Genomic DNA, 19,757 nt, shown 5'->3' with positions numbered 1-19,757 from the left:
AACGCGAGAGAGGGTCTCGCGGTTCGTTAAGGTGGTAACCCCACCAGCCACACCCCGGCACACAATGTCACCGCTGCGGCTGCTCCCTTCCAGGCCTGACCGGGTTCACGGTTGATCGTTGCGGGGGGACCGATGGGGTCACCATAACGACGCTCACCTGACGGCGAGCCGCGCCATTGTACCTATCTGAGACGAAGTTACAACCGTTCGAGCGGATTAAAAAATATGAGCTGAGTCAAGGACATGCAATGGCCTTGAAAATCTCGTGGCGGCTTGACAGCCGACCTGTTGTTTGTTGACCGCGTACATATCCATTGCTGCGGTAACGGCCACCTATGGTTTCGCTCTTACAGCGAGTCACTTGGAAAAGCCCCAAGTAACCAAGGGCTCTTGCCCCTGGCGTTCGGTGCCTCGCTGTGGCTCGGCATGCCCTCGCTCCGGTCCTGCTCCGTGGGCCCGCCGCCATCGGCCATCCATGGCCGGCGGCGGCTAAACCGGCATCCATGCCGGTTTACCCACTGCGCAGAACCGGAACGAAGCCTCTCGATGTGGCAAGAAAATCAAAAGCCAAAGCAAAAGCGAGGCGGCCTACCGGCCGGCCTGATCTCAGGTGAAACGCGATCCCCTGTAGGAGCTGGCTTGCCAGCGATGGTCGTCAACGATAACGCGGGGCGGCTGGGTCAACGCGGCGCGCTCGCGTTATTCGCTGGCAATCCCGCGCCTACACTTCCCAATCAGCCTTCGCAATGTGCAACCCATGCAACCCCTTGTACGCTGCACGCTCCGGCTGGCTCCAGCCTTCTAGCAACGATTCATCCAGCCGATAGACCTCCACCCCCAACGGGCGGCACACGCTCAGTGGGTCCTGCGCATCCGGCCCCCACATGGCCAACGACAGGTCGCCTCCCGGGCAGGTCGACAATGCGCAGAGCAAATCGATCTCGGCGAAGAACTCCAGGTAATCGCCCTTCTGCGCCGGACAGGCCTTCATGAAGTACATGTCGTCGTGATTCAGCCCCGTGCACTGGAAAATGTTCAGCACGTCATGCACGTCGAATTCGGTCAGGCCATGGGGCAGTACCGCGCGGGTCAGGTTGGAGTGGCAATGGTGATGGAAGTCTTCGCCGGTGAGCATTTTGTTCACGTACGGGTCGCAGCGGGTTCCCAGCAAGTCGTGCAGGCGCCCGCCATGTTCATCGATACCGTACGCGGAAAGGCTGTCATCGGTGATGGTCACCAGCGGCCGCAAGAACGGCAGGTTCGACCAGAGCCTGTCGTGGGTGCTGACATGCGCGCCCTGCAACTGCCGGGTCCGCGCCGCCCATAGGCGCTCGCGTGGATCGTTGGCGTTCCAGACGTTGAAATCACCCACTCGTGGCCCGACCGGCGTGGTGACGCGAAACACGTGCCCGGCCGGGACCGTCCAGGCACGGCCGGTGCGGATCGGCACTTCGAATGACTCGATCAAGGTGCGCCCGTCCTTGGCGTCGCGAACCCGCTCGTAGAAGGCCTTGTCCACCTGCAAGGCCGAGCCTTTGCTGACTTGATAGGCCGCTGGATAGTCTTTGTACATGGCACAGATCCTCGATCAGTGATGGGAAGCAGGGGCAAGCAATTGCAACAGCAGGTGTTCGGAATCCTCGAGATACAGGCTCATGGCATCTTCAGCCCCGCGCTTGTCGCCCTCGGCGAGCAGCTCATGGATATGCCGATCGCGAGCCAGCCAGGGCGCCTGGAAACGTGATTCATCGGGGGCGGTGCAGAACACCAGGCGCAGTTGCGCGACAACGTTAGTGAAGAACTCGTCAAACAACGGACTGCGCAACAGCCCGACGATATGCTGGTGAAAGGCCAGGCCATGGGTGCCGACGGCGCGCCAGTCCTCGCGCTCCCGGGCCAGCTCGGCGGCCTCCAGGGCTTCGAGCATGCGGTCGGACTCACACTCGCGCAGGGGCCTGCTGGCGCTGATGGCCTGCAATTCGAGCGTGCGGCGAACCTGGAACAGGTCCCGCACATCCTCGATCCCCAACCGGCGCACCATCACACCCTTGTTGCGCACATAGCGGGTCAGGCCCTCCTGCCCCAGGCGGTGCAAGGCCTCCCGAATGGTATTGCGCGAAGCGTTGTAGGCTGCCACCAGATCGCTTTCCACCAAGGCCATGCCGGGCAGCAATCGTCCACCAATGATGTCGCCGCGTAACTCCAGTGTGATGTGATCGGCCAATGACAGTCCGCTGTTCATACCCATTACCTCGGATTGTTCAACAATCGTTGATGAATGAATAATCACTATTCGTGCCATGTTCCATTGGCGTTTCGATCAAGTTCGACGCATCTGCATGCTTTTTAGAAATAGAAGTACAGTCACCATCCAATTTTCATTGGTTAATATGGCGCATTGATGTGGAGATATCAGATGCGTTACTCGCAGGACCATAAAGCCCAGACCCACGAACGCATCATCAAGGAGGCTTCCGTGCGCTTTCGCCGCGACGGCATCGGCGCGACCGGCCTGCAACCCCTTATGAAAGCGCTGGGCTTGACCCACGGGGGCTTTTATTCACACTTCAAGTCCAAGGATGAGTTGGTGGAAAAAGCGTTACAGGCTGCCGGGGATCAAGTGGACGTCACCTGCGCCGAGCTGTTCGCACAGGATCGTCCGCTGGAGGCGTTCATCAACGCCTATCTGTCTGAATGGCACCAGACTTCACCCCACGAAGGCTGCCCACTGCCGACCATGTCCTCGGAACTCGGCATGCGCGGCCAGCCGAGCCCCACTTCAGACGCGGTACTCCATGCACGACTTCGCCAGATCCAAGGCACACTCGAGGGCGAAAACACCGATCACCGCAGCATCGTCATCATGTCCACACTGATCGGCGCGCTGCTGCTTTCGCGCAGCGTCGAGAACCCCGAGCTGGCCGCCGAGATCCTCGAGGTGACACGCACCTTCCTCAATCTATCCGGGACTAGCCAACCCAGCGCTTGAACAGCACGCTGGCATTGACCCCGCCAAACCCGAAACCATTGGACAGCGCATACTCGATCGCCATGGGCCTGGCTTGGCCATGGACAATGTCCACGCCCTCGCTGGCCGGGTCCGGGTTATCGAAATTGAGGGTCGCCGGGACGATCTGATCCCGGATCGCCAGCAGCGTGAAAATGGCTTCGATGCCGCCCGCGGCACCGAGTAAATGCCCGGTGGCCGATTTGGTCGAGGTCACTGCAATGCCGTTGTTCGAACCGAACAACGCCTTGATGGCTGCCAACTCCCCCAAATCGCCCACTGGCGTCGAGGTCGCGTGCGCATTCAGATGCTGGACCTGCTCCGGCGAAATCCCCGCCTGCGCCAGTGCCAATGACATCGCCCGGCGAGCACCACTACCATCCTCAGGCCCCGCGGTCAGGTGATAGGCGTCGGCGCTGGTGCCATAACCGACCACTTCCGCCAAGGGTTGAGCGCCCCGGGCCAAGGCATGCTCCAGGGATTCGACCACCAGCAGGCCTGCCCCCTCGCCCATGACAAAGCCATCGCGATCGCTGTCGAACGGCCGCGAGGCACGCTCCGGTGTGTCGTTGAAAGCGCTGGACAAGGCACGCGCCGCCGCAAAGCCGGCAAGACTGACCCGATCGATCGCCGCCTCCGCGCCCCCACACACCGCAACATCCGCCTCGCCACTACGAATCAACCGCACCGCATCGCCAATGGCCTGCACTCCGGCCGCACAGGCCGTGACCGGTGCTCCCAGCGGGCCCTTGAACCCATGCTGGATCGACACATGACCCGCCGCCAGGTTGACCAGGAACGAAGGAATGGTGAACGGCGACAAACGTCGCGGCCCACGGCTGTCCGTGGTCCGCACCGCATCGGCAATCGCCCCGAAACCACCGACACCGGAACCGATGATGGTCGCCGTGCGCTCCTGGGCCTCGGCTGTTTGCGCCTGCCAACCCGCCTGCTCAATGGCCTGACGCGCCGCCTCCATGGCAAACAGGATGAACCGATCCATCTTCTTCTGTTCTTTGGGCGCTGTTGCCCGATCCGGGTCAAAACCCGCCTCCGGATCCTCTGCCAGGGTTGGCACCGCCCCGCCGACCTTGGCCGGCAGATCGGCCACTACCTCGTCCGGCAAGTTGCGCAACCCGGAACGCCCGGCCAACAGCCGCGCCCAGACCGCCTCGACGCCGCTACCCAGCGGAGACACCAGCCCCATGCCTGTCACTACCACTCGACGATCACTCATACCGCAACCACCTCATACCGGTTCGCGCGCGTCATTTGTAACGCGCAGCCGCTTTGCTTTTGGAAAGGTTAGGCGCCATGACAAGACGCGCCGCCACAAATGCATTCCAGTCGCCTGCATCCGGCAAAGAAGGAATGGTGACCAACTCACCCTGATCCAGCCCCGCCAGGGCTGCGTCGACCATCTCCCCCGCCTCCATGACCATATCTTCCGGAATCTGCGAAGCATCGATACCCGAGCGCTCCCAGATCTCAGTACGCGTTACCCCTGGCAACACAGCCTGGACCTTCACGCCAGTGCCGTCGAGTTCGGCGTTCAACGACTGGGTCAAACTCAACACATAAGCCTTGCTCGCGCTGTACGTCGCATTGAAACGCTCGGGAAACAACGCCACCACCGATGCAATATTGATGATCGTGCCCCGACCCGCCTTGGCAAAACTCGCTGCCGCAGCCGACGCCAAACGCGTGACCGCCGTGATATTCAACTGAATCATGCGCTCCATCTGGTCCAGATCGGCGTTGGCCAACAACCCATCCGCCGCCACCCCCGCATTGTTCAGTAACAGGCTGATACTCGAATCACTGCGCAGACGCTGCTCAAGCTTCAGCACGTCATCCTTCTGCGTCAAATCCGCCTTGAGCACCTCCACCTGCACACCATGGGCATCGCGCAACGCGCTCGCCGCCGCCTCAAGCCGCCCTTGATCACGGGCAACCAACAACAAATCAAAACCACGCGCCGCCAACCGCTGCGCGTAGACCGCGCCGATACCGGAAGAGGCTCCGGTGACGAGGGCGGTACCTTGGGACTGGATGGAATTCATGACTTTGCTCCTGGGAGATGCCAGAGGATTGGAGAAGCGCAAGATTCTCAGCGCACTTCGACGGAAACCGAATTTATTATAGCCATAATTTAATAGCCATATGATATACGTAATTTTTTATTGGGGACGAAAGGCAAACCCCACAGCATTCGCCAGAATGCAAAAAGGCCGGTCAATGACCGGCCTCCAAGGCTGACTTACAAGCTTAGTTCACCTGAAGTTTCTCGCGATTCTTATCCAGGAGGGCCTTGCCGAAACCCTTCACTTCGAGCAACTCTTCAACGGAGGCAAACGGGCCATTAGTTTCACGATACGCAACAATCGCCTTAGCCTTCGCCTCCCCCACGCCGGACAACTCACGCTGCAAGGTGGGCGCATCAGCCTTGTTGAGGTCCACCTTGCCTGATTGCGTATTCGCCGAAGCCTCCATCGCCACCGGAGCCTTGGAAGCCTCCGGTTTGACTACAGGCGCTGCATTAGCGGTGATAGAGGCACTGGTTAGCAGGGCAAAAACCAGGGAATAAAAATAGCCTGTACGCATAAATGACGCTCCATGACATCGGTTGAGGAAGCAGCTTTTCCGCAGCTGCTTCCTCAAGTTAGGCGATGTGGGGAGGGTGTCAAAAATGTGTCTGTTGCGGGATGTGAAACAATCAGGGTTCGAGGCGACGTTGCTGGTAGATCCAGTCGACGATTTCGCCGTCGGGAGTGTAGCCGCTGACGGTTTCGCGCAGGAGTTGGCGGACACGCGCATAGTCATCGTGCTCAACGGCGCCTAGCAACTCATTCAGTTTTATCTTTAGTACATCCCACGGTAAATGATCCTCGCTTGCACTCATGATCATCGGGTGCTGGGTCGCGCTAACGTTGTCACCGATCAACAACTCTTCGTAAAGTTTCTCGCCTGGACGAAGCCCCGTGAATTCGATCGAGATATCGCCATGCTGGTTTTTCTCCGAACGAATACTCAATCCGGACAGATGAATCATCTTTTCCGCAAGCTCAACTATCTTTACTGGCTGACCCATGTCCAGGACGAACACATCCCCACCCTGCCCCATCGAACCTGCCTGAATCACAAGTTGTGCTGCTTCAGGGATGGTCATGAAGTAACGCGTGATTTTCGGGTGAGTGACGGTGAGCGGGCCACCTGACTTTATTTGTTTATAAAACAGCGGAATGACTGAGCCAGACGAGCCCAGGACATTACCAAAACGCACCATGGTAAAACGAGTTTTATTGACATGAGAGACATTAGTGGTATCGCCAAACAATACTGGGGCTAACTCTCGACTTAGGGCTTGAAGTGTTAGCTCGGCAAGCCGCTTGGTGCTGCCCATGACATTTGTAGGTCTTACAGCCTTATCCGTTGAAATCAGGACAAAATTGGCGACACCCGCTTTCAGCGCTGCCTGAGCAGTGTTAAGCGTGCCGATTACATTGTTGAGAACACCTTCGGCTATGTTGTGCTCGACCATAGGCACGTGTTTATAAGCTGCTGCATGGTAGACAGTGTCTACATGCCAGGTTTTCATGACATCCAGTAATTTCTCCGGGCTGCGCACTGAACCTAAAATCGGTAAGAGGCGTACCGATAGGGACTCACGAGCAATTCGTTGCTCGAGCTCGGACAGGATGTCATAAAGATTGAATTCACTGTGCTCAAACAGCAGAAGTGTCGTTGGACGCAAAGATAAAATCTGCCGGCAAAGCTCCGATCCAATGGATCCACCAGCGCCTGTAACCAATACGGACTGCCCCTTGATACAATGGGCAAGCAGGTCTTCCTGAGCTGGAACCGCGTCTCGACCCAAGAGGTCTGCGATGTCTACTTCTTGAATATCATCGACTTTTACCCGACCGCTGGCCAGGTCCATGAAGCCGGGGACACTTCGAACGTGGAGAGGGAAACCTTCGAGATAACCTAGGATTTCACGACGGCGACCACGGGTAACGGAAGGAATTGCGAGTAATATCTCTTGAGCACCAGTAGCATCGATCATCTGTTGTATATGCTTCGGCTTATAGACTTGAAGTCCTGAAATTACGCGATTGGCTATGCTACTGTCATCGTCGATGAAAGCGATTGGCCGCATCATTCGACCCATCCGCAATGCCGCAACCAACTGGTTTCCCGCAGCCCCTGCCCCGTAAATAGCAACTTTAGGTAGTCCGTCATCACGATTTGTAAAAGGTACATGCTGCGTCGTAGCAAACCAGTCGCCCATAAAATATTGGCGCATGGCTAAACGCAAGCCACCAATCATGATAAGACTTAGCCACCAATAATTGAAAATAATTGACCGTGGAACCGTGCGCTGGTGATTACTATACAAATATACTGCGACACCCAACAATAACGCGGACAGACTGACCGCCTTTATAATTGCGACCATGGCGTCATTACCAAAGTAACGCATGACCGCTCTATACAAACCAAACCGAATAAATAAAGGAATTGCCAATGCTGGGGCGGCGACGAACAACCAATAATGCTGCAACAGAGGTTCGACCATATCGTCCAGCCCTAAACGAACGACAAAAGACATCCATAAGGCAAACCAAACCAACAAAACATCAGTCACAACTTGCAAAACGCGTTTTCGTTGCCGTGGAAGATTAAGCAAGTAATTTCTTATATTATCCATAACCCCAGACCACCTTTCATCGCCAAAACAAAAATCATCTAAAGCCGGAATTCAAACCTTTTCCAATTACAACTTCCTTGCCGTTAATTTCAAGCTTAGGCAAAAAAACGGTATTTTCCAGATTGGAGGTGCCGAGACACCCCACCAGGAAAACCGCCGCTGCATCCCCACAGAAAATCCGCGAAAGAGGGTGATTTTAGTATCGGCTCGCAAAAACCAATATTGAGCATCCGGAATGTTGCCCGGTCTGAAAGCCGGAGTGAGCCAGCGCATGACTCCCGCAGGCACCCGCAAGACATCTGCCATCACCAAAAACGACAACCATACAGTCATCGAACAGAAGCGTCCTTTAATAGTTGGGGTTAAAGCGAGAATCTTGGATCTTTTCGCTTTGGCATTATCATACACGTCAATGATGGTAATTCCTCGCTCCGACTTCTGTTCACCGCTACGCACCTCGTCAGATTCGCTACCACTCGTGTCCAACCTTTCCACGACGGAATGCACGGCAATTCGCTTACCGCAGCATCTGTCAATTTCAGCATCTTCTTAGGGTTTGGTACACAAAAATATGAACTTGCCTGAGCTGATGAAGAAAAATCGAGCGTCACGAAAAGCGCTCAGCTTCGCAGATGCACGCTCAAATGTCGCGAAAACGCCTGTATGTCTCGAGAATACCCGCGCATTCGAATATCGCCTGCAACCCTAGGCGTCATGTGCACTTATCCACCGAAATATGGCTCTCCACTAACGACGATATCCTATGCAAGGAAATTTGCTGATAGCCCCATTTGTCGTCGAATTCTGGAACGAGCTATCATTGGATCCGACCCAGCGCCAGCCCGACCGATGGTCATGAGTTTCCTTGGGAAAAATCAAGGGCTTGCATACCCGATGTGCTACCGAACAAATCCGTCAATGCAACGACAGTAAAAATCGCCTGGATGACATGCCCAAGAGCTTGATGATGCCATTTTCAGCCATAGGCACGAATCCACTACTCATGAGATCATCAGCGCCTTGGCAAACCGTACGCAAATCAAAACAGTTTATAATTTCTATACAAACGAACCTGCTAGTGACACGTAGAACGTGGGAGGAATTAACATGAACTCCGGAAGCTTTCTTCTAAAGAAAGATTTTTTTGGCGAAGAAAAGATATCAGAAATCAAAAAAACAGCACTAGAACTGGAGATCAACAAGTCCAACGTACACGCCGACGGAAAATATGCCGGGATCCAGTGGCATAAAATAGACCTGGATCCTGCAACCCACACATTCATGCAGGATATCTATGATTTCCTGGGGGCAGATCAAAGTGGCGTTTGTGTATTTTATTACTTATCTCCAGGTGCCGTTCTTCACGCGCACCGAGACCTCACTGGCGCGTCAAGCAACGCGAGAATCCGTTTCCACATCCCGATCATCACCAACGACAAAGTATTTTTTAACGTTTCAAAGAAACGGATAATAATGCGCCCGGATGAGTTATGGGCACTGGATACTTCGTACTTGCATGAGGTGAAAAACGAAAGCACTGAGACAAGAGTCCATATCGTCATTGAGTGCAACATTAACGAGTCGGTAAAAACCAAACTACCACAAAAAAATATCCGAGGAAAAATTCACGACATTTATTTCTTCATGATACTCGCACTCAACTTACTCAAATCTGTCATCATCAACATTTGGAAAGACCCAAAGTATTTTATGGCTCAAATGAGGATGCTTAAAAAATTCGTTGAATGGCGCTTCTTGGGAAAAAAGAAAGTCGAGTAATACCATCAAGCCACGCTAGCGAGCGAATACGACACAAAAAGAAATGGCGGATACTTTCCTAGAATCCGCCAAAATCTTTTTTGCACCGAAGCTATCCAATAAAAATTGTCGCCCAAATAACGAAAATAATTTCTAATAGCTATAGAAACCTTTACCTGTTTTTCGTCCAAGCCTATTGGCCCTAACCATTTTGCGCAACAATGGATGCGCTCTGTACTTCGAGTCTCCAGTTTCGTTGTGCAGCGTTTCCATTATCGACAGATTCACGTCGTTGCCGATCAAATCTGCCAGCGCGAGCGGTCCGATAGGGTGATTTGCACCAAGCTTCATTGCCTTGTCAATTTCTTCGGCTGTAGCCACACCCTCGGCCAATATACCAATAGCTTCATTTATCATCGGTATTAGCATTCGATTGACAATAAATCCTGGTGCTTCATTGACCAGCACCGGCTCTTTTCCTAATTCTGTAGCAAAATCGAACGCCCAAGCTGCAGTCTCGCTGGAAGTAGAGAGACCAACAATTACCTCGACAAGCTTCATGACTGGGGCGGGGTTGAAAAAATGTAGACCCACTACGTTTTCAGGATGCGAAGTAATGCTCGCTAATTCGGTGATAGACAGTGAAGAAGTATTCGTAGCAATCATTGTATTTGCATTAGCGTACTTGGCAATCTCCTTGAACACCTCGTGCTTTACTGACATATCCTCAGCGACGGCTTCAAGAATCAAGTCACAATCTGCAATACTCGGGAAACCGGTTCCGACACTAATCTTCTCAGAATAGCTTTTGACATTTTCTGCCAACAGCCTCTTCTTATTGATCATCCTTTCCCACTGAGAATTAAGATCTTCGAGCGAAGAGCGACAGCTGGATTCCGCACGGCCAACCCATACCACTGAACAAACGATGTCAGACTGCGCCAGAATCTGAACGATGCCTTTGCCCATCGTCCCTGCCCCGATCACCGCTACTTTGATCTCTTTCATGCTGTCGTAAATCCTTATCTTGAGCCTTTGTTCAGCGGTTTTGCAGGGTTACCAAATACTGTCGTGTATGGTGCGACGCTTTTGGTTACAACGGATCCCATTCCAACAACTGCACCTTCGCCGATAACAATTGGCCTCTCCGGGGTTCCTTGGCGGATCATTGCCCCAGTGCCTATGTAGGCGTGATCTTCTATTACAACACTACCATTGCATTGAACATTAGGAGCGAACGTTACGTAGTCACCAATCACGCAATCGTGAGCAATATATGAATAAATATTGGCGTGAAAGAATTTACCGATTTTTGCATTAGCAGTAACTGTGGTAAAAGGGCAAAAAACAGCACCTTCGTCAATATCGTTGTGACTCAGACTTATGGAACTCATTGCAGAAATCGAGAAAGGTTTAATACCCGCGGCAATGAATCGCTCTGCGATTTCCTGTCTGACCTTACTGTTGGCGATTGTAATATTGAAGAATTTTTCGCCATCCATACTGAAGAATTCATTGGTATCGATAACGTTAAATCCATTGATGGATTTTTCTGGCTGGTTGTCATCAACAAAGATAATCTTGACCTCTGATTCACTGGAGCTTCCCAGCATCTCTTTCGCCAGAGGCACCACCTCACGCCCAAACCCACCAGCACCAACGATTGCGTAAATTTTCATGCTCAATCCTTCAGTTCTATGTCGATACAGCTGGCCCAAGTCTGCAGGCTTGAGATGGCTGCCGACCTAATGGACGCGGTGGAATTTTACATACGAAACAGGCTGCTGTCAGGCTGATAGTGAAACCGCACACACCATTTGCCCCCGCCCTCGCTGGATCTAACTCACCAAAAAGCATGAGCTTCTCTTCGATTATCCGAGAAGAAGCTCACATGGCAAAATTGGCTTATTCCACCGATGCTTGAGACGCTCGTTGCATTACAACCTTAAGTGCATCACAAGTCTTGTCTATCTCAACTTCTGTCAATGTAGGGTGCACCAGGAACATCAAACTTGTCTCTCCCAACTCCTTCGCCACAGCGAATCGAGTCTCGGGTCGCCATCCGGTATCATCAAAGGCTTTTTCTAGATATACCTCAGAGCAAGAACCCGAGAAACATGGAACCCCGAGAGATACGATTTCAGAGAGAATACGGTCGCGAGACCAGTCAGCCTTCAAAAAAGCCGGATCAACGAACACATAACACTTGTAAGCCGCATGATTACAATCAGCTGGTATCACAGGGACGCGGAGACCGTTAAGCTCTCGCGCACAAGCCCAAATTCGTTCGGCATATTTAACACGGCTAGACTGCCACTCTGGCATACGTCTTAACTGTATACGTCCGATTACACCTTGCATCTCAAGCATGCGCCAATTGGTTCCAAAGCTTTCATGCAACCAACGGAAGCCGGGGGCATGCTCCCGCTCATAGATAGCTTCCCAGCTTTTTCCGTGATCCTTAAACGACCACATCTTCTGCCAGAGATTTCGATCATTGGTCGTGACCATCCCACCTTCACCACCGGTAGTCATGATCTTGTCCTGGCAAAATGACCACGCACCTATATGGCCAATAGAACCAACTGGACGCCCCTTGTAGGTCGCGCCGTGCGCTTGGGCGCAATCTTCTATGATCTTCAGACCATGCGAAGTTGCTAGGTCCATTATCGGATCCATATCACATGGCCAGCCCGCCAAATGGACGCAAATAACACCGCGAGTACGCGGAGTCAAAACAGCCTGGATAGTTTTCGCGGTGATGTTTTGGGTATCGCGATCGACTTCAGCGAACACCGGAGAAGCCCCAGCATTGACAATACTGGAGACAGAGGCCAAGAAGGTACGAGGTGTAACGACGACTTCGTCACCTGGTCCGATCCCAAGCGCGTTGAGTGCCAAATCCAATGCGACAGTACCATTGGCCAATGCGACCGCGTATTCAGTGCCTGCCCATGTTGCAAACTCTTTCTCGAATTCCCTGCACTCTTGCCCGGTCCAATAGTTGACCTTATTGGAAAGCACTACATCACGAACAGCATCAGCCTCTTCCGCAGTGAATGAAGGCCAAGGAGAAAATGGAGTGTTCAGCACGTTTTTACCTGCTATCCGTAATTAAGAATTAACCATAAAATTCAAGCACTTAACAGCACACTTGTATCCGAGGGCTAAACACTCAGGATTCTCCAAGCGATTGAGCCAACATCCCAGCTACAGCATGTTATCAGAGATGATACAACCCAATACTATCCCGACTGTCAGCAAAGCGAATCTTGAGCGTTCTACCTGCACCATCTCCTGCTAAAAGCGCTTCTCATCGCTACGCCGGCGATGGCTGCTACCACCTTGCCAGTGAGTAGACTCTTCATTTTTTTGACCCGGTAAACCTAGTCATTGTTACTTCACCTTCAGCGCTGATCCCATCCCGGACGAGCACTTTTTTGATGGTGAGAAATATGATTTTAAGGTCAAGCCACAGTGACTGGTTGTCTACATACCAGACATCAAGCTTGAATTTTTCTTCCCAGGACAATGCGTTGCGGCCATTTATCTGAGCCCACCCGGTAATCCCTGGCCGCGCCTCATGCCTGCGAATTTGTTCTTCATCGTAGAGAGGCAGGTACTCCATCAGCAATGGACGAGGCCCAACCACACTCATGTCCCCCTTGATTACATTCCACAACTCAGGCAGCTCATCCAGACTGCTAGAGCGTAGAAATCTACCAAAATCTGTCATTCGCTCAGAATCCGGTAATGGCTTCCCATTGGCGTCCAATGCATCTCTCATTGTACGAAACTTGACCATCTCGAAGGGTTTTCCACCCAGACCCGGCCTGACCTGTCGAAACAAGACCGGTGAACCGAGTCGATTATGAATCAAATATGCGACTACTGCGATCACAGGAGACAAGACGATTAACCCAATCGTAGCTGACACGATATCGAAGAGGCGTTTTAACATCTGAAATCCTTCAAAAGTGATTGACGTTCGGTGCAACTCATCGGCTCAAACGTTTGAAATGGTTGCCAAAGCGCTCGACGCCGACAGCTAATGAGAGCTCTTCGCGATAGAAAAGCTTACCGTTCTCGCCCATCCCGATACGCTCTTCTTCAGGAATGTCCATTAATGCCAAAACTGAATCTGCCAAGGCTTGCGCGTTATCCGACTCGCTAATAACGCCGCAGTGGGCCGAGCGCACAAGCTCTGCAGCGTCCCCGTCAACCGCCATCAATATAGGCTTTCCAGCAGCCATGTATGCTTGGGTTTTTGACGGAATGGTAATGGAAAACAAAGGATCTTTCTTCAAATGCACCAGCAACGCGTCGGCGCTGGCCAGGTAAGCACCTATTTCCGACATCGGAACAGCGGGGAGAAAATATACATCGTCGATCTTTTTGGCTTCAGCGAGCGCCTCTAATCTCGAAGCCTCCACCCCCCCTCCGATGAAAATAAAAGCCGCCTGGCTGGATTTTTCCTGAACTAACCGCGCGGCCTCAATAACTGTTTCGAGTGATTGAGCTTTCCCCATATTCCCAGCAAACAATAGCTTGAACTTCGAAACAACGGGAAAATTTGCTGGAGGCTTGGACAACGCAGTATTGACCGAATGTTCGGCACACCAATTGTATATCACATCGATTTTTTCTGATGGCACCCCCCGCTCAATTAACAAGCGCTTGAAACCAGGAGACAAGACCACTATTTGATCAACGTGACCGTATACCCAATCGCAAACTCGAGAAACCACTTTTAAAAGCTTTTCGTTAGAAAACATTCCCGTGGCCTTAAGCGTGTCCGGCCACATATCTTGTATATCGTAGACCACAGGAACACGACGAAAAAACCGAACCAGCGCAGCCGCTATGCCAACAGTCAGTGGAGGGTGGTAGGCATAAATAACATCTGGCTTTTTTGCGCGAAAAACACCGTAGATCAACATGCTGGCGGCGAAGCTAATGTAGTTCGCTAATCGTCCGACCCCACTCTGACCATGACTTGGGTAGAGTGGAACACGGGTAATTTGCACTCCATCAATTACTTCACGCTGCAAGCCTTTTATTCTATAACCTGGGTAGAGTTTCCCACCGGGATAATTAGGAAACCCAGTGACAACTTCTACTTCAAAACCCTGTGCAATCAACTCTCGTGCAAACACCAGCCCCTTGAAGGTAGGCTCGGGTTCAAACCACTGAGTGAACAACAAAACACGAATGGCCATCCGTATCAGTACCTTCTCCAGACGGTGCGCATGACGTAGTCGCGGTAGCTGTGGATAATCCGAACTACCTTCTCGGAAACGTTTGGCATGCTGTAGTCGGCAACAAGTCGCAAATCTCGCTCTTCGCCACGAGATTGGCTTTCCAATATCTGCAAGCCCTGCATAACCCGGTCTGTTTCAATCCCGACCATCATGACCGCGGCCTCCTCCATGCCCTCAGGACGCTCATGCGCCTCCCGAATATTCAAAGCGGGGAAGTTCAAAATGGACGACTCTTCATTAATTGTACCGCTATCGGAAAGCACAGCCTTGGAATCAAGCTGTAATTTATTATAATCCTTGAAACCTAGCGGCTTAAGCAGCTGTACGTTTTTGTGAAACTTCACGCCAAGAGCATCAACCCGCTTCTGAGTGCGAGGATGAGTAGAAACAATTACCGGGAACCCATAATGCTCTGCAACGGTATTTAGCACATTGACCAGCTTTGCAAAGTTTAAATCGGAATCGATATTTTCTTCGCGATGCGCACTTACGACAAAAAATTTACCCTTCTCCAGACCGTGGCGAGTGAGCACATCGGACGCCTCGATGCCCTCACGATAGTAATTCAACACCTCAAACATAGGGCTGCCCGTTTTGATTACCATGTCAGGCGACAGGCCCTCGCGCAGTAAATAATCACGCGCGATTGTGCTATAGGTCAAATTGATATCTGCGGTATGGTCAACGATGCGACGATTGATTTCCTCAGGAACGCGCATGTCGAAACAGCGATTACCCGCTTCCATATGGAAGGTCGGTATTTTGCGACGTTTGGCAGGGATGACCGCCATGCAACTGTTTGTGTCTCCCAGGACTAACAACGCCTCAGGTTGAACCTCCCCCAAAACCCGATCTACGCTGATAATCACATTGCCAATGGTTTCGGCACCCGTTACACCCGCAGCATTCAAAAAGTGGTCCGGCTTACGAATCCCCAAGTCTTGAAAGAAAATTTCGTTGAGTTCGTAGTCGTAATTTTGACCCGTATGGACAAGCACGTGGTCGCAATGCTGATCCAGGGCTGCCATTACGCGCGACAGACGAATGATTTCTGGACGGGTGCCTACCACAGTAACGACTTTCAGCTTTTTCATAATTTTTACTTCACATTTCAAAAATTGATGATTGAACAATCGATGATAGGCAACCCATAACATCTGGTTCGAAAATCGCGGCACACTAGACAATTCTGCCGAAGCGCCTAAATACTTTTTCGACGAAGATAAGCTAAATCTCGCCTAACATGACCGCTTTTTGACGAAAATTTGGATGCCACATCACGTTTTCCCAAATGAGCAATGTACCCAATCAAGTGATTTACAGCCTAGCGCATGGCGGGTTTTTCAGTAAATAGATTCACTCACTTTTTTTGTTCGCAGCATTGAAATCTTCATAATACTGCTCCGCTCGTTCTCGACCAGTGCCTTTATCGCCAGTCAATATATATTCCAGATAAGAATGATATGGAGAAAAAGGCAAGGAAGAGCTAGCAGAGACAAAAAACAGCAAGGAACTAAGACTACAAACTGCTACACCCGAGAAAACAATCGCACGAGCAGGAATGCTCACCTGCCTCATGACCTCGTAAATCAGCACCGCTTGAGCAAAACAAGCCAAATACTGAATTCGATTCCAAATTAATGCAAAATCAAAGAGGAATGATTGAGCACCCACCAAACATACAAGTGCGCCAATCGACACCAACTCACGACGACCTGCTTCTTTAATATAGAGCTTGACCAATCCAAGCAGTAGACAATTTAGCACCAGATAACCCGCTCCTGCGAATGATCTTTGCGAAAAGCCAATACCAGCATATATTGCGAGTTTTTCCGAAATGAACGGTATATTAGCAGCCGAGCCTACGCCAAGGGCAATTTGTCCGGCACCAACCCCCAGACTGTAGAAAGACAAACAAACTGCGATATAAATCCACATATTTCGAATGATGAAACGAATACCACGAAGAAAAAATATTGCCGCATACATAATCGATGAATATTGAAAACCTACCGCGACAACGAGCCCCCAAAAAGCGCCTTTATTCTTTCTAAAGATAAAGCTTTCCATAGATAAAAGAATGATGGAGACGGCAATGGATTGACGAATAGTTCCCATCTCCAAGGGGAAAAACACCCAACAAAAAACAAACGCCAACCCGAACGAGACTCGGGATTCGAAGCGATAGAAAAAACGACACGCACAATAAGTATTGAACGAACCGACTAATAATAAAAATAACTGGAAATCACCCACACGTGAAACAAGATAATTCAGCAAATAATAAAGTGGCTCCATCGAAACCACATCTTGTGGAAATTCCATGAATGCTGAGCTTGCTACAGAATTGAAATACTGCTCATAAACCACCCAGTCGAAACCAGTCTCATACCTAAACGCGCAGATTAGCCAGAAAATCATCATGGCCATAAAAAAGCTTAGCCCGGTATTTGTCTTCATAAAAAGCCCAGGCGTTGCAATTGCCCACAATAAAATACCGATGCCAAGGTAAAAATACATTCTAAACCCTTCATTTAACATCTGCGCACTGAAGCTGGGCTGATAGTCCAACGCGCTAGATTTTAGTCAGCACTAACCTGTACCAACAAATCAGGAGGCTAACCAGTTCAGCATCGCTCCTGCCTGACAGAGCGAGTGCCGGGATAGCTACGAAGCCTCAAAACCAACTACTGTTCTCAAAAAACCGGCTCCCATATTTGCTAGCATGGTTAGCCATACAAAACAGAGAGCCTTCACACTCTTACTCACCAGTTCCTAACGGACGTGCGTATGTATCGGGTAACTCACGGTCAAAAATCTCGTTCGCCCACAACATCACGATCATCTCTTCTTCTCCCACGTTGGTAATATCGTGAGTCCATCCTGGAACAGTCTCGACAATTTCCGGCTGCTCACCAGTTGTGAACAATTCGTAAAATTCATTAGAGACTATATTTTTGAACCGAAAACATGCTCGCCCCTTGATGACCAGAAACTTTTCAGTTTTTGAGTGATGATAGTGGCCACCGCGTGTTATACCGGGATGCGCTGTAAAATAGGAGAACTGACCACTATCCCCCGTCTTGAGCATCTCGACGAAAACACCTCTCTGATCACCATACTTCGGAACCTGATAAGTAAAGCTTTCCGGGGGCAAATAGCTAACATATGTGGAGTACAAAGCTCTAACCAGCCCCGTCCCCACCGGTTCTGAAATCAACGTTGAACGACTTTCTCGAAAAGCTTCAAGCTGACTTACAAGCGCACCGACAGTGATACTGTATTGAGGCTCGACACAAAAAAAGCGGTTAGTTGACGACTTTCCGTCCATTACAGAGATGAACTGATTAATCACATCATCAATATAGACGAGATTAATGACTGCTTGCGGATCGTTAATATTAACTGGCAGTCCACGAACAATATTGTGGCAGAATGTGGCCACGGCCGAGTTGTAGTTAGGCCGCGCCCACTTTCCGAAAACATTTGGAAGTCTGAACAGGTAAACCGGCGATCCATTCTGGGCTTCAAGTGCAGTTAACGCATCTTCTGCTCCGCGCTTGCTTTTACCGTATAAATTATCAAGTTCCGCTTGAATTGAAGAGGTATAAACTACTGGTACCGATCTACCACTCGCTGATATAGCGTTACATAGGGCTTGCGTCAAGTCCGTATTACCGGACATAAACTCTTCTGGATCTTGTGGCCGATTCACTCCTGCCAGGTGAAATACAAAATCCACACCACTCATGAGAGTCGACAGTTGAGTAACGTCATCATCCCGAGTAAATCGGACAACTTCGATATCATCGCGCTCGCTCAAGTGAGCTATAAGGTTCTTACCCACAAAACCATTAGCCCCGGTAATCAGCACTTTCATTGCTTCATTCCTCCGGTGTAGCATATTCACCACGCTGAATAGCGCGCATGAAATCGAGCTTTAACAACAGATTCTTCATGCCTTCAACATCTAACCTTTCAGTGTTATGAGAATTATAATCCTCCATACGAGAAATTTTCTCCTCGCCTTGCTCTACAAATTTAGCGTAGTTCAAATCGCGCAAATCAGGTGGCACTCGGAAATAGTCACCGCGATCCTCTGCACATGCCATTTCCTCACGACTTAGTAGCGCTTCGTACAGTTTTTCTCCATGCCGAGTACCAATCACTTGAATTGGATGCTCTGGAAGATTAAGCATCTGGGTCAGCGCGTTTGCAAGCGTTTCAACAGTAGCTGCTGGCGCTTTCTGCACGAACAGATCGCCATTATTACCATGCTCGAATGCATACAGCACCAGATCCACTGCATCCGCCAGCGTCATCATGAACCGAGTCATGTTAGGATCGGTCAGTGTCAGAGGCTTGCCATCGCGAATCTGCTGAATGAAAAGAGGGATAACCGACCCGCGGGAAGCCATGACGTTCCCATAACGGGTACCGCAAATTACAGTCTTATTGTCATCTGCGCTTCGCGACTTTGCCACCATTACCTTTTCCATCATTGCCTTGGATATGCCCATGGCATTAATAGGATATACAGCCTTATCCGTACTTAGGCAAACAACGCGCTTGACGCCATTCTGGATAGATGCTTCCAAAACGTTTTCCGTGCCAAGCACATTGGTTTTGACAGCTTCCATTGGGTGGAATTCGCACGAAGGAACTTGCTTGAGAGCTGCCGCGTGGAAAATATAGTCTACGCCGCGAGTGGCATTTAAAACACTCTGGTAATCACGGACATCACCGATATAAAACTTAAGCTTTGAACTAGCGTAAAGCTTACGCATATCGTCTTGCTTCTTTTCGTCCCGGCTAAATATCCGAATTTCGGCAATATCAGTGTCAAGAAATCGTTTCAAGACGGCATTGCCGAAGGAGCCGGTCCCACCGGTAATTAAAAGTGTTTTTTCCTGGAACATGGCAACCTCACAGTATTAATATCTGAAAACCATAAAATGCAATCCATAGAGCGACTTACCCAAGCGTACAACCTGAACCAGGTCACTTTCTGGACATTCCG

Annotated in this window: 18 protein-coding genes and 1 other RNA gene; 2 read left to right on the top strand and 17 right to left on the bottom strand. The window is 50.8% G+C overall.

Annotated elements, in window-relative coordinates; translation table 11 throughout:
- Positions 1–38: 38 nt before the first annotated feature.
- The 3 genes from ffs to ACA054_RS09080 form a co-directional block, all read right to left on the bottom strand.
- Positions 39–135: signal recognition particle sRNA small type (gene ffs, locus ACA054_RS09090), an RNA gene on the bottom strand.
- Between the two features lie 586 nt (positions 136–721).
- Positions 722–1,573, bottom strand: coding sequence for an urea carboxylase-associated family protein (locus ACA054_RS09085; RefSeq protein ID WP_497689090.1), 852 nt, complete (start codon positions 1,571–1,573; stop codon positions 722–724).
- A 15-nt stretch (positions 1,574–1,588) separates the two neighbouring features.
- Positions 1,589–2,242 (bottom strand): GntR family transcriptional regulator, encoded by a 654-nt coding sequence (locus ACA054_RS09080; protein ID WP_497689089.1) that lies wholly within the window; start codon positions 2,240–2,242, stop codon positions 1,589–1,591.
- Between the two features lie 174 nt (positions 2,243–2,416).
- On the opposite strand from ACA054_RS09080, the gene ACA054_RS09075 reads away from it, so the two are divergent.
- Positions 2,417–2,989 (top strand): TetR/AcrR family transcriptional regulator, encoded by a 573-nt coding sequence (locus ACA054_RS09075; RefSeq protein WP_497689088.1) that lies wholly within the window; start codon positions 2,417–2,419, stop codon positions 2,987–2,989.
- On the opposite strand, the gene fabF is transcribed toward ACA054_RS09075, so the two are convergent.
- The 5 genes from fabF to ACA054_RS09050 form a co-directional block, all read right to left on the bottom strand.
- Positions 2,970–4,244 carry a beta-ketoacyl-ACP synthase II gene (fabF, locus tag ACA054_RS09070; RefSeq protein ID WP_497689087.1) on the bottom strand — a complete coding sequence of 425 codons (1,275 nt, stop codon included), beginning with the start codon at positions 4,242–4,244 and terminating at the stop codon, positions 2,970–2,972. The two genes, ACA054_RS09075 and fabF, sit on opposite strands and share 20 nt — an antisense overlap.
- Before the next feature lie 31 nt (positions 4,245–4,275).
- Positions 4,276–5,070: an SDR family NAD(P)-dependent oxidoreductase gene (locus ACA054_RS09065; RefSeq protein ID WP_497689086.1), complete on the bottom strand. Its 795-nt coding sequence runs from the start codon at positions 5,068–5,070 to the stop codon at positions 4,276–4,278.
- A 205-nt stretch (positions 5,071–5,275) separates the two neighbouring features.
- Positions 5,276–5,611: a ComEA family DNA-binding protein gene (locus tag ACA054_RS09060; RefSeq protein ID WP_497689085.1), complete on the bottom strand. Its 336-nt coding sequence runs from the start codon at positions 5,609–5,611 to the stop codon at positions 5,276–5,278.
- A 112-nt stretch (positions 5,612–5,723) separates the two neighbouring features.
- Positions 5,724–7,718 (bottom strand): polysaccharide biosynthesis protein, encoded by a 1,995-nt coding sequence (locus tag ACA054_RS09055; protein ID WP_497689084.1) that lies wholly within the window; start codon positions 7,716–7,718, stop codon positions 5,724–5,726.
- A gap of 66 nt (positions 7,719–7,784) precedes the next feature.
- Positions 7,785–8,213, bottom strand: coding sequence for a hypothetical protein (locus ACA054_RS09050; protein WP_497689083.1), 429 nt, complete (start codon positions 8,211–8,213; stop codon positions 7,785–7,787).
- Between the two features lie 612 nt (positions 8,214–8,825).
- On the opposite strand from ACA054_RS09050, the gene ACA054_RS09045 reads away from it, so the two are divergent.
- On the top strand, positions 8,826–9,497 hold the full coding sequence (locus ACA054_RS09045) for an aspartyl/asparaginyl beta-hydroxylase domain-containing protein (RefSeq protein WP_497689082.1): 672 nt from the start codon (positions 8,826–8,828) through the stop codon (positions 9,495–9,497).
- Positions 9,498–9,629: 132 nt separating this feature from the next.
- Here the strand turns inward: ACA054_RS09045 and ACA054_RS09040 are convergent, their stop codons facing one another.
- From ACA054_RS09040 to ACA054_RS09000, 9 genes are all read right to left on the bottom strand, one after another.
- Entirely contained in the window at positions 9,630–10,484 is an 855-nt protein-coding gene (locus ACA054_RS09040) for a 3-hydroxyacyl-CoA dehydrogenase family protein (RefSeq protein WP_497689081.1), read from the bottom strand.
- 14 nt (positions 10,485–10,498) lie between these two features.
- Positions 10,499–11,155 carry an acetyltransferase gene (locus ACA054_RS09035; RefSeq protein WP_497689080.1) on the bottom strand — a complete coding sequence of 219 codons (657 nt, stop codon included), beginning with the start codon at positions 11,153–11,155 and terminating at the stop codon, positions 10,499–10,501.
- Between the two features lie 226 nt (positions 11,156–11,381).
- Positions 11,382–12,569, bottom strand: coding sequence for a DegT/DnrJ/EryC1/StrS family aminotransferase (locus ACA054_RS09030; RefSeq protein WP_497689079.1), 1,188 nt, complete (start codon positions 12,567–12,569; stop codon positions 11,382–11,384).
- 271 nt (positions 12,570–12,840) lie between these two features.
- Positions 12,841–13,437 carry a sugar transferase gene (locus ACA054_RS09025; protein WP_497689078.1) on the bottom strand — a complete coding sequence of 199 codons (597 nt, stop codon included), beginning with the start codon at positions 13,435–13,437 and terminating at the stop codon, positions 12,841–12,843.
- A gap of 37 nt (positions 13,438–13,474) precedes the next feature.
- Positions 13,475–14,695, bottom strand: a complete 1,221-nt coding sequence (locus tag ACA054_RS09020; RefSeq protein ID WP_497689077.1) for a glycosyltransferase family 4 protein — start codon at positions 14,693–14,695, stop codon at positions 13,475–13,477.
- A 5-nt stretch (positions 14,696–14,700) separates the two neighbouring features.
- On the bottom strand, positions 14,701–15,831 hold the full coding sequence (wecB, locus tag ACA054_RS09015) for a non-hydrolyzing UDP-N-acetylglucosamine 2-epimerase (protein WP_497689076.1): 1,131 nt from the start codon (positions 15,829–15,831) through the stop codon (positions 14,701–14,703).
- Between the two features lie 262 nt (positions 15,832–16,093).
- Positions 16,094–17,257, bottom strand: coding sequence for an EpsG family protein (locus ACA054_RS09010; protein WP_497689075.1), 1,164 nt, complete (start codon positions 17,255–17,257; stop codon positions 16,094–16,096).
- A gap of 241 nt (positions 17,258–17,498) precedes the next feature.
- Positions 17,499–18,617 (bottom strand): UDP-2-acetamido-2,6-beta-L-arabino-hexul-4-ose reductase, encoded by a 1,119-nt coding sequence (wbjC, locus tag ACA054_RS09005; protein ID WP_497689074.1) that lies wholly within the window; start codon positions 18,615–18,617, stop codon positions 17,499–17,501.
- Positions 18,618–18,621: 4 nt separating this feature from the next.
- A complete protein-coding gene (locus ACA054_RS09000) occupies positions 18,622–19,656 on the bottom strand; it encodes a polysaccharide biosynthesis protein (protein ID WP_497689073.1) in 1,035 nt (344 codons plus the stop codon).
- Positions 19,657–19,757 lie beyond the last annotated feature (101 nt).

The organism is Pseudomonas sp. LBUM1653 (assembly GCF_059716115.1).
This window is presented reverse-complemented; position numbering and strand designations above follow the sequence as displayed.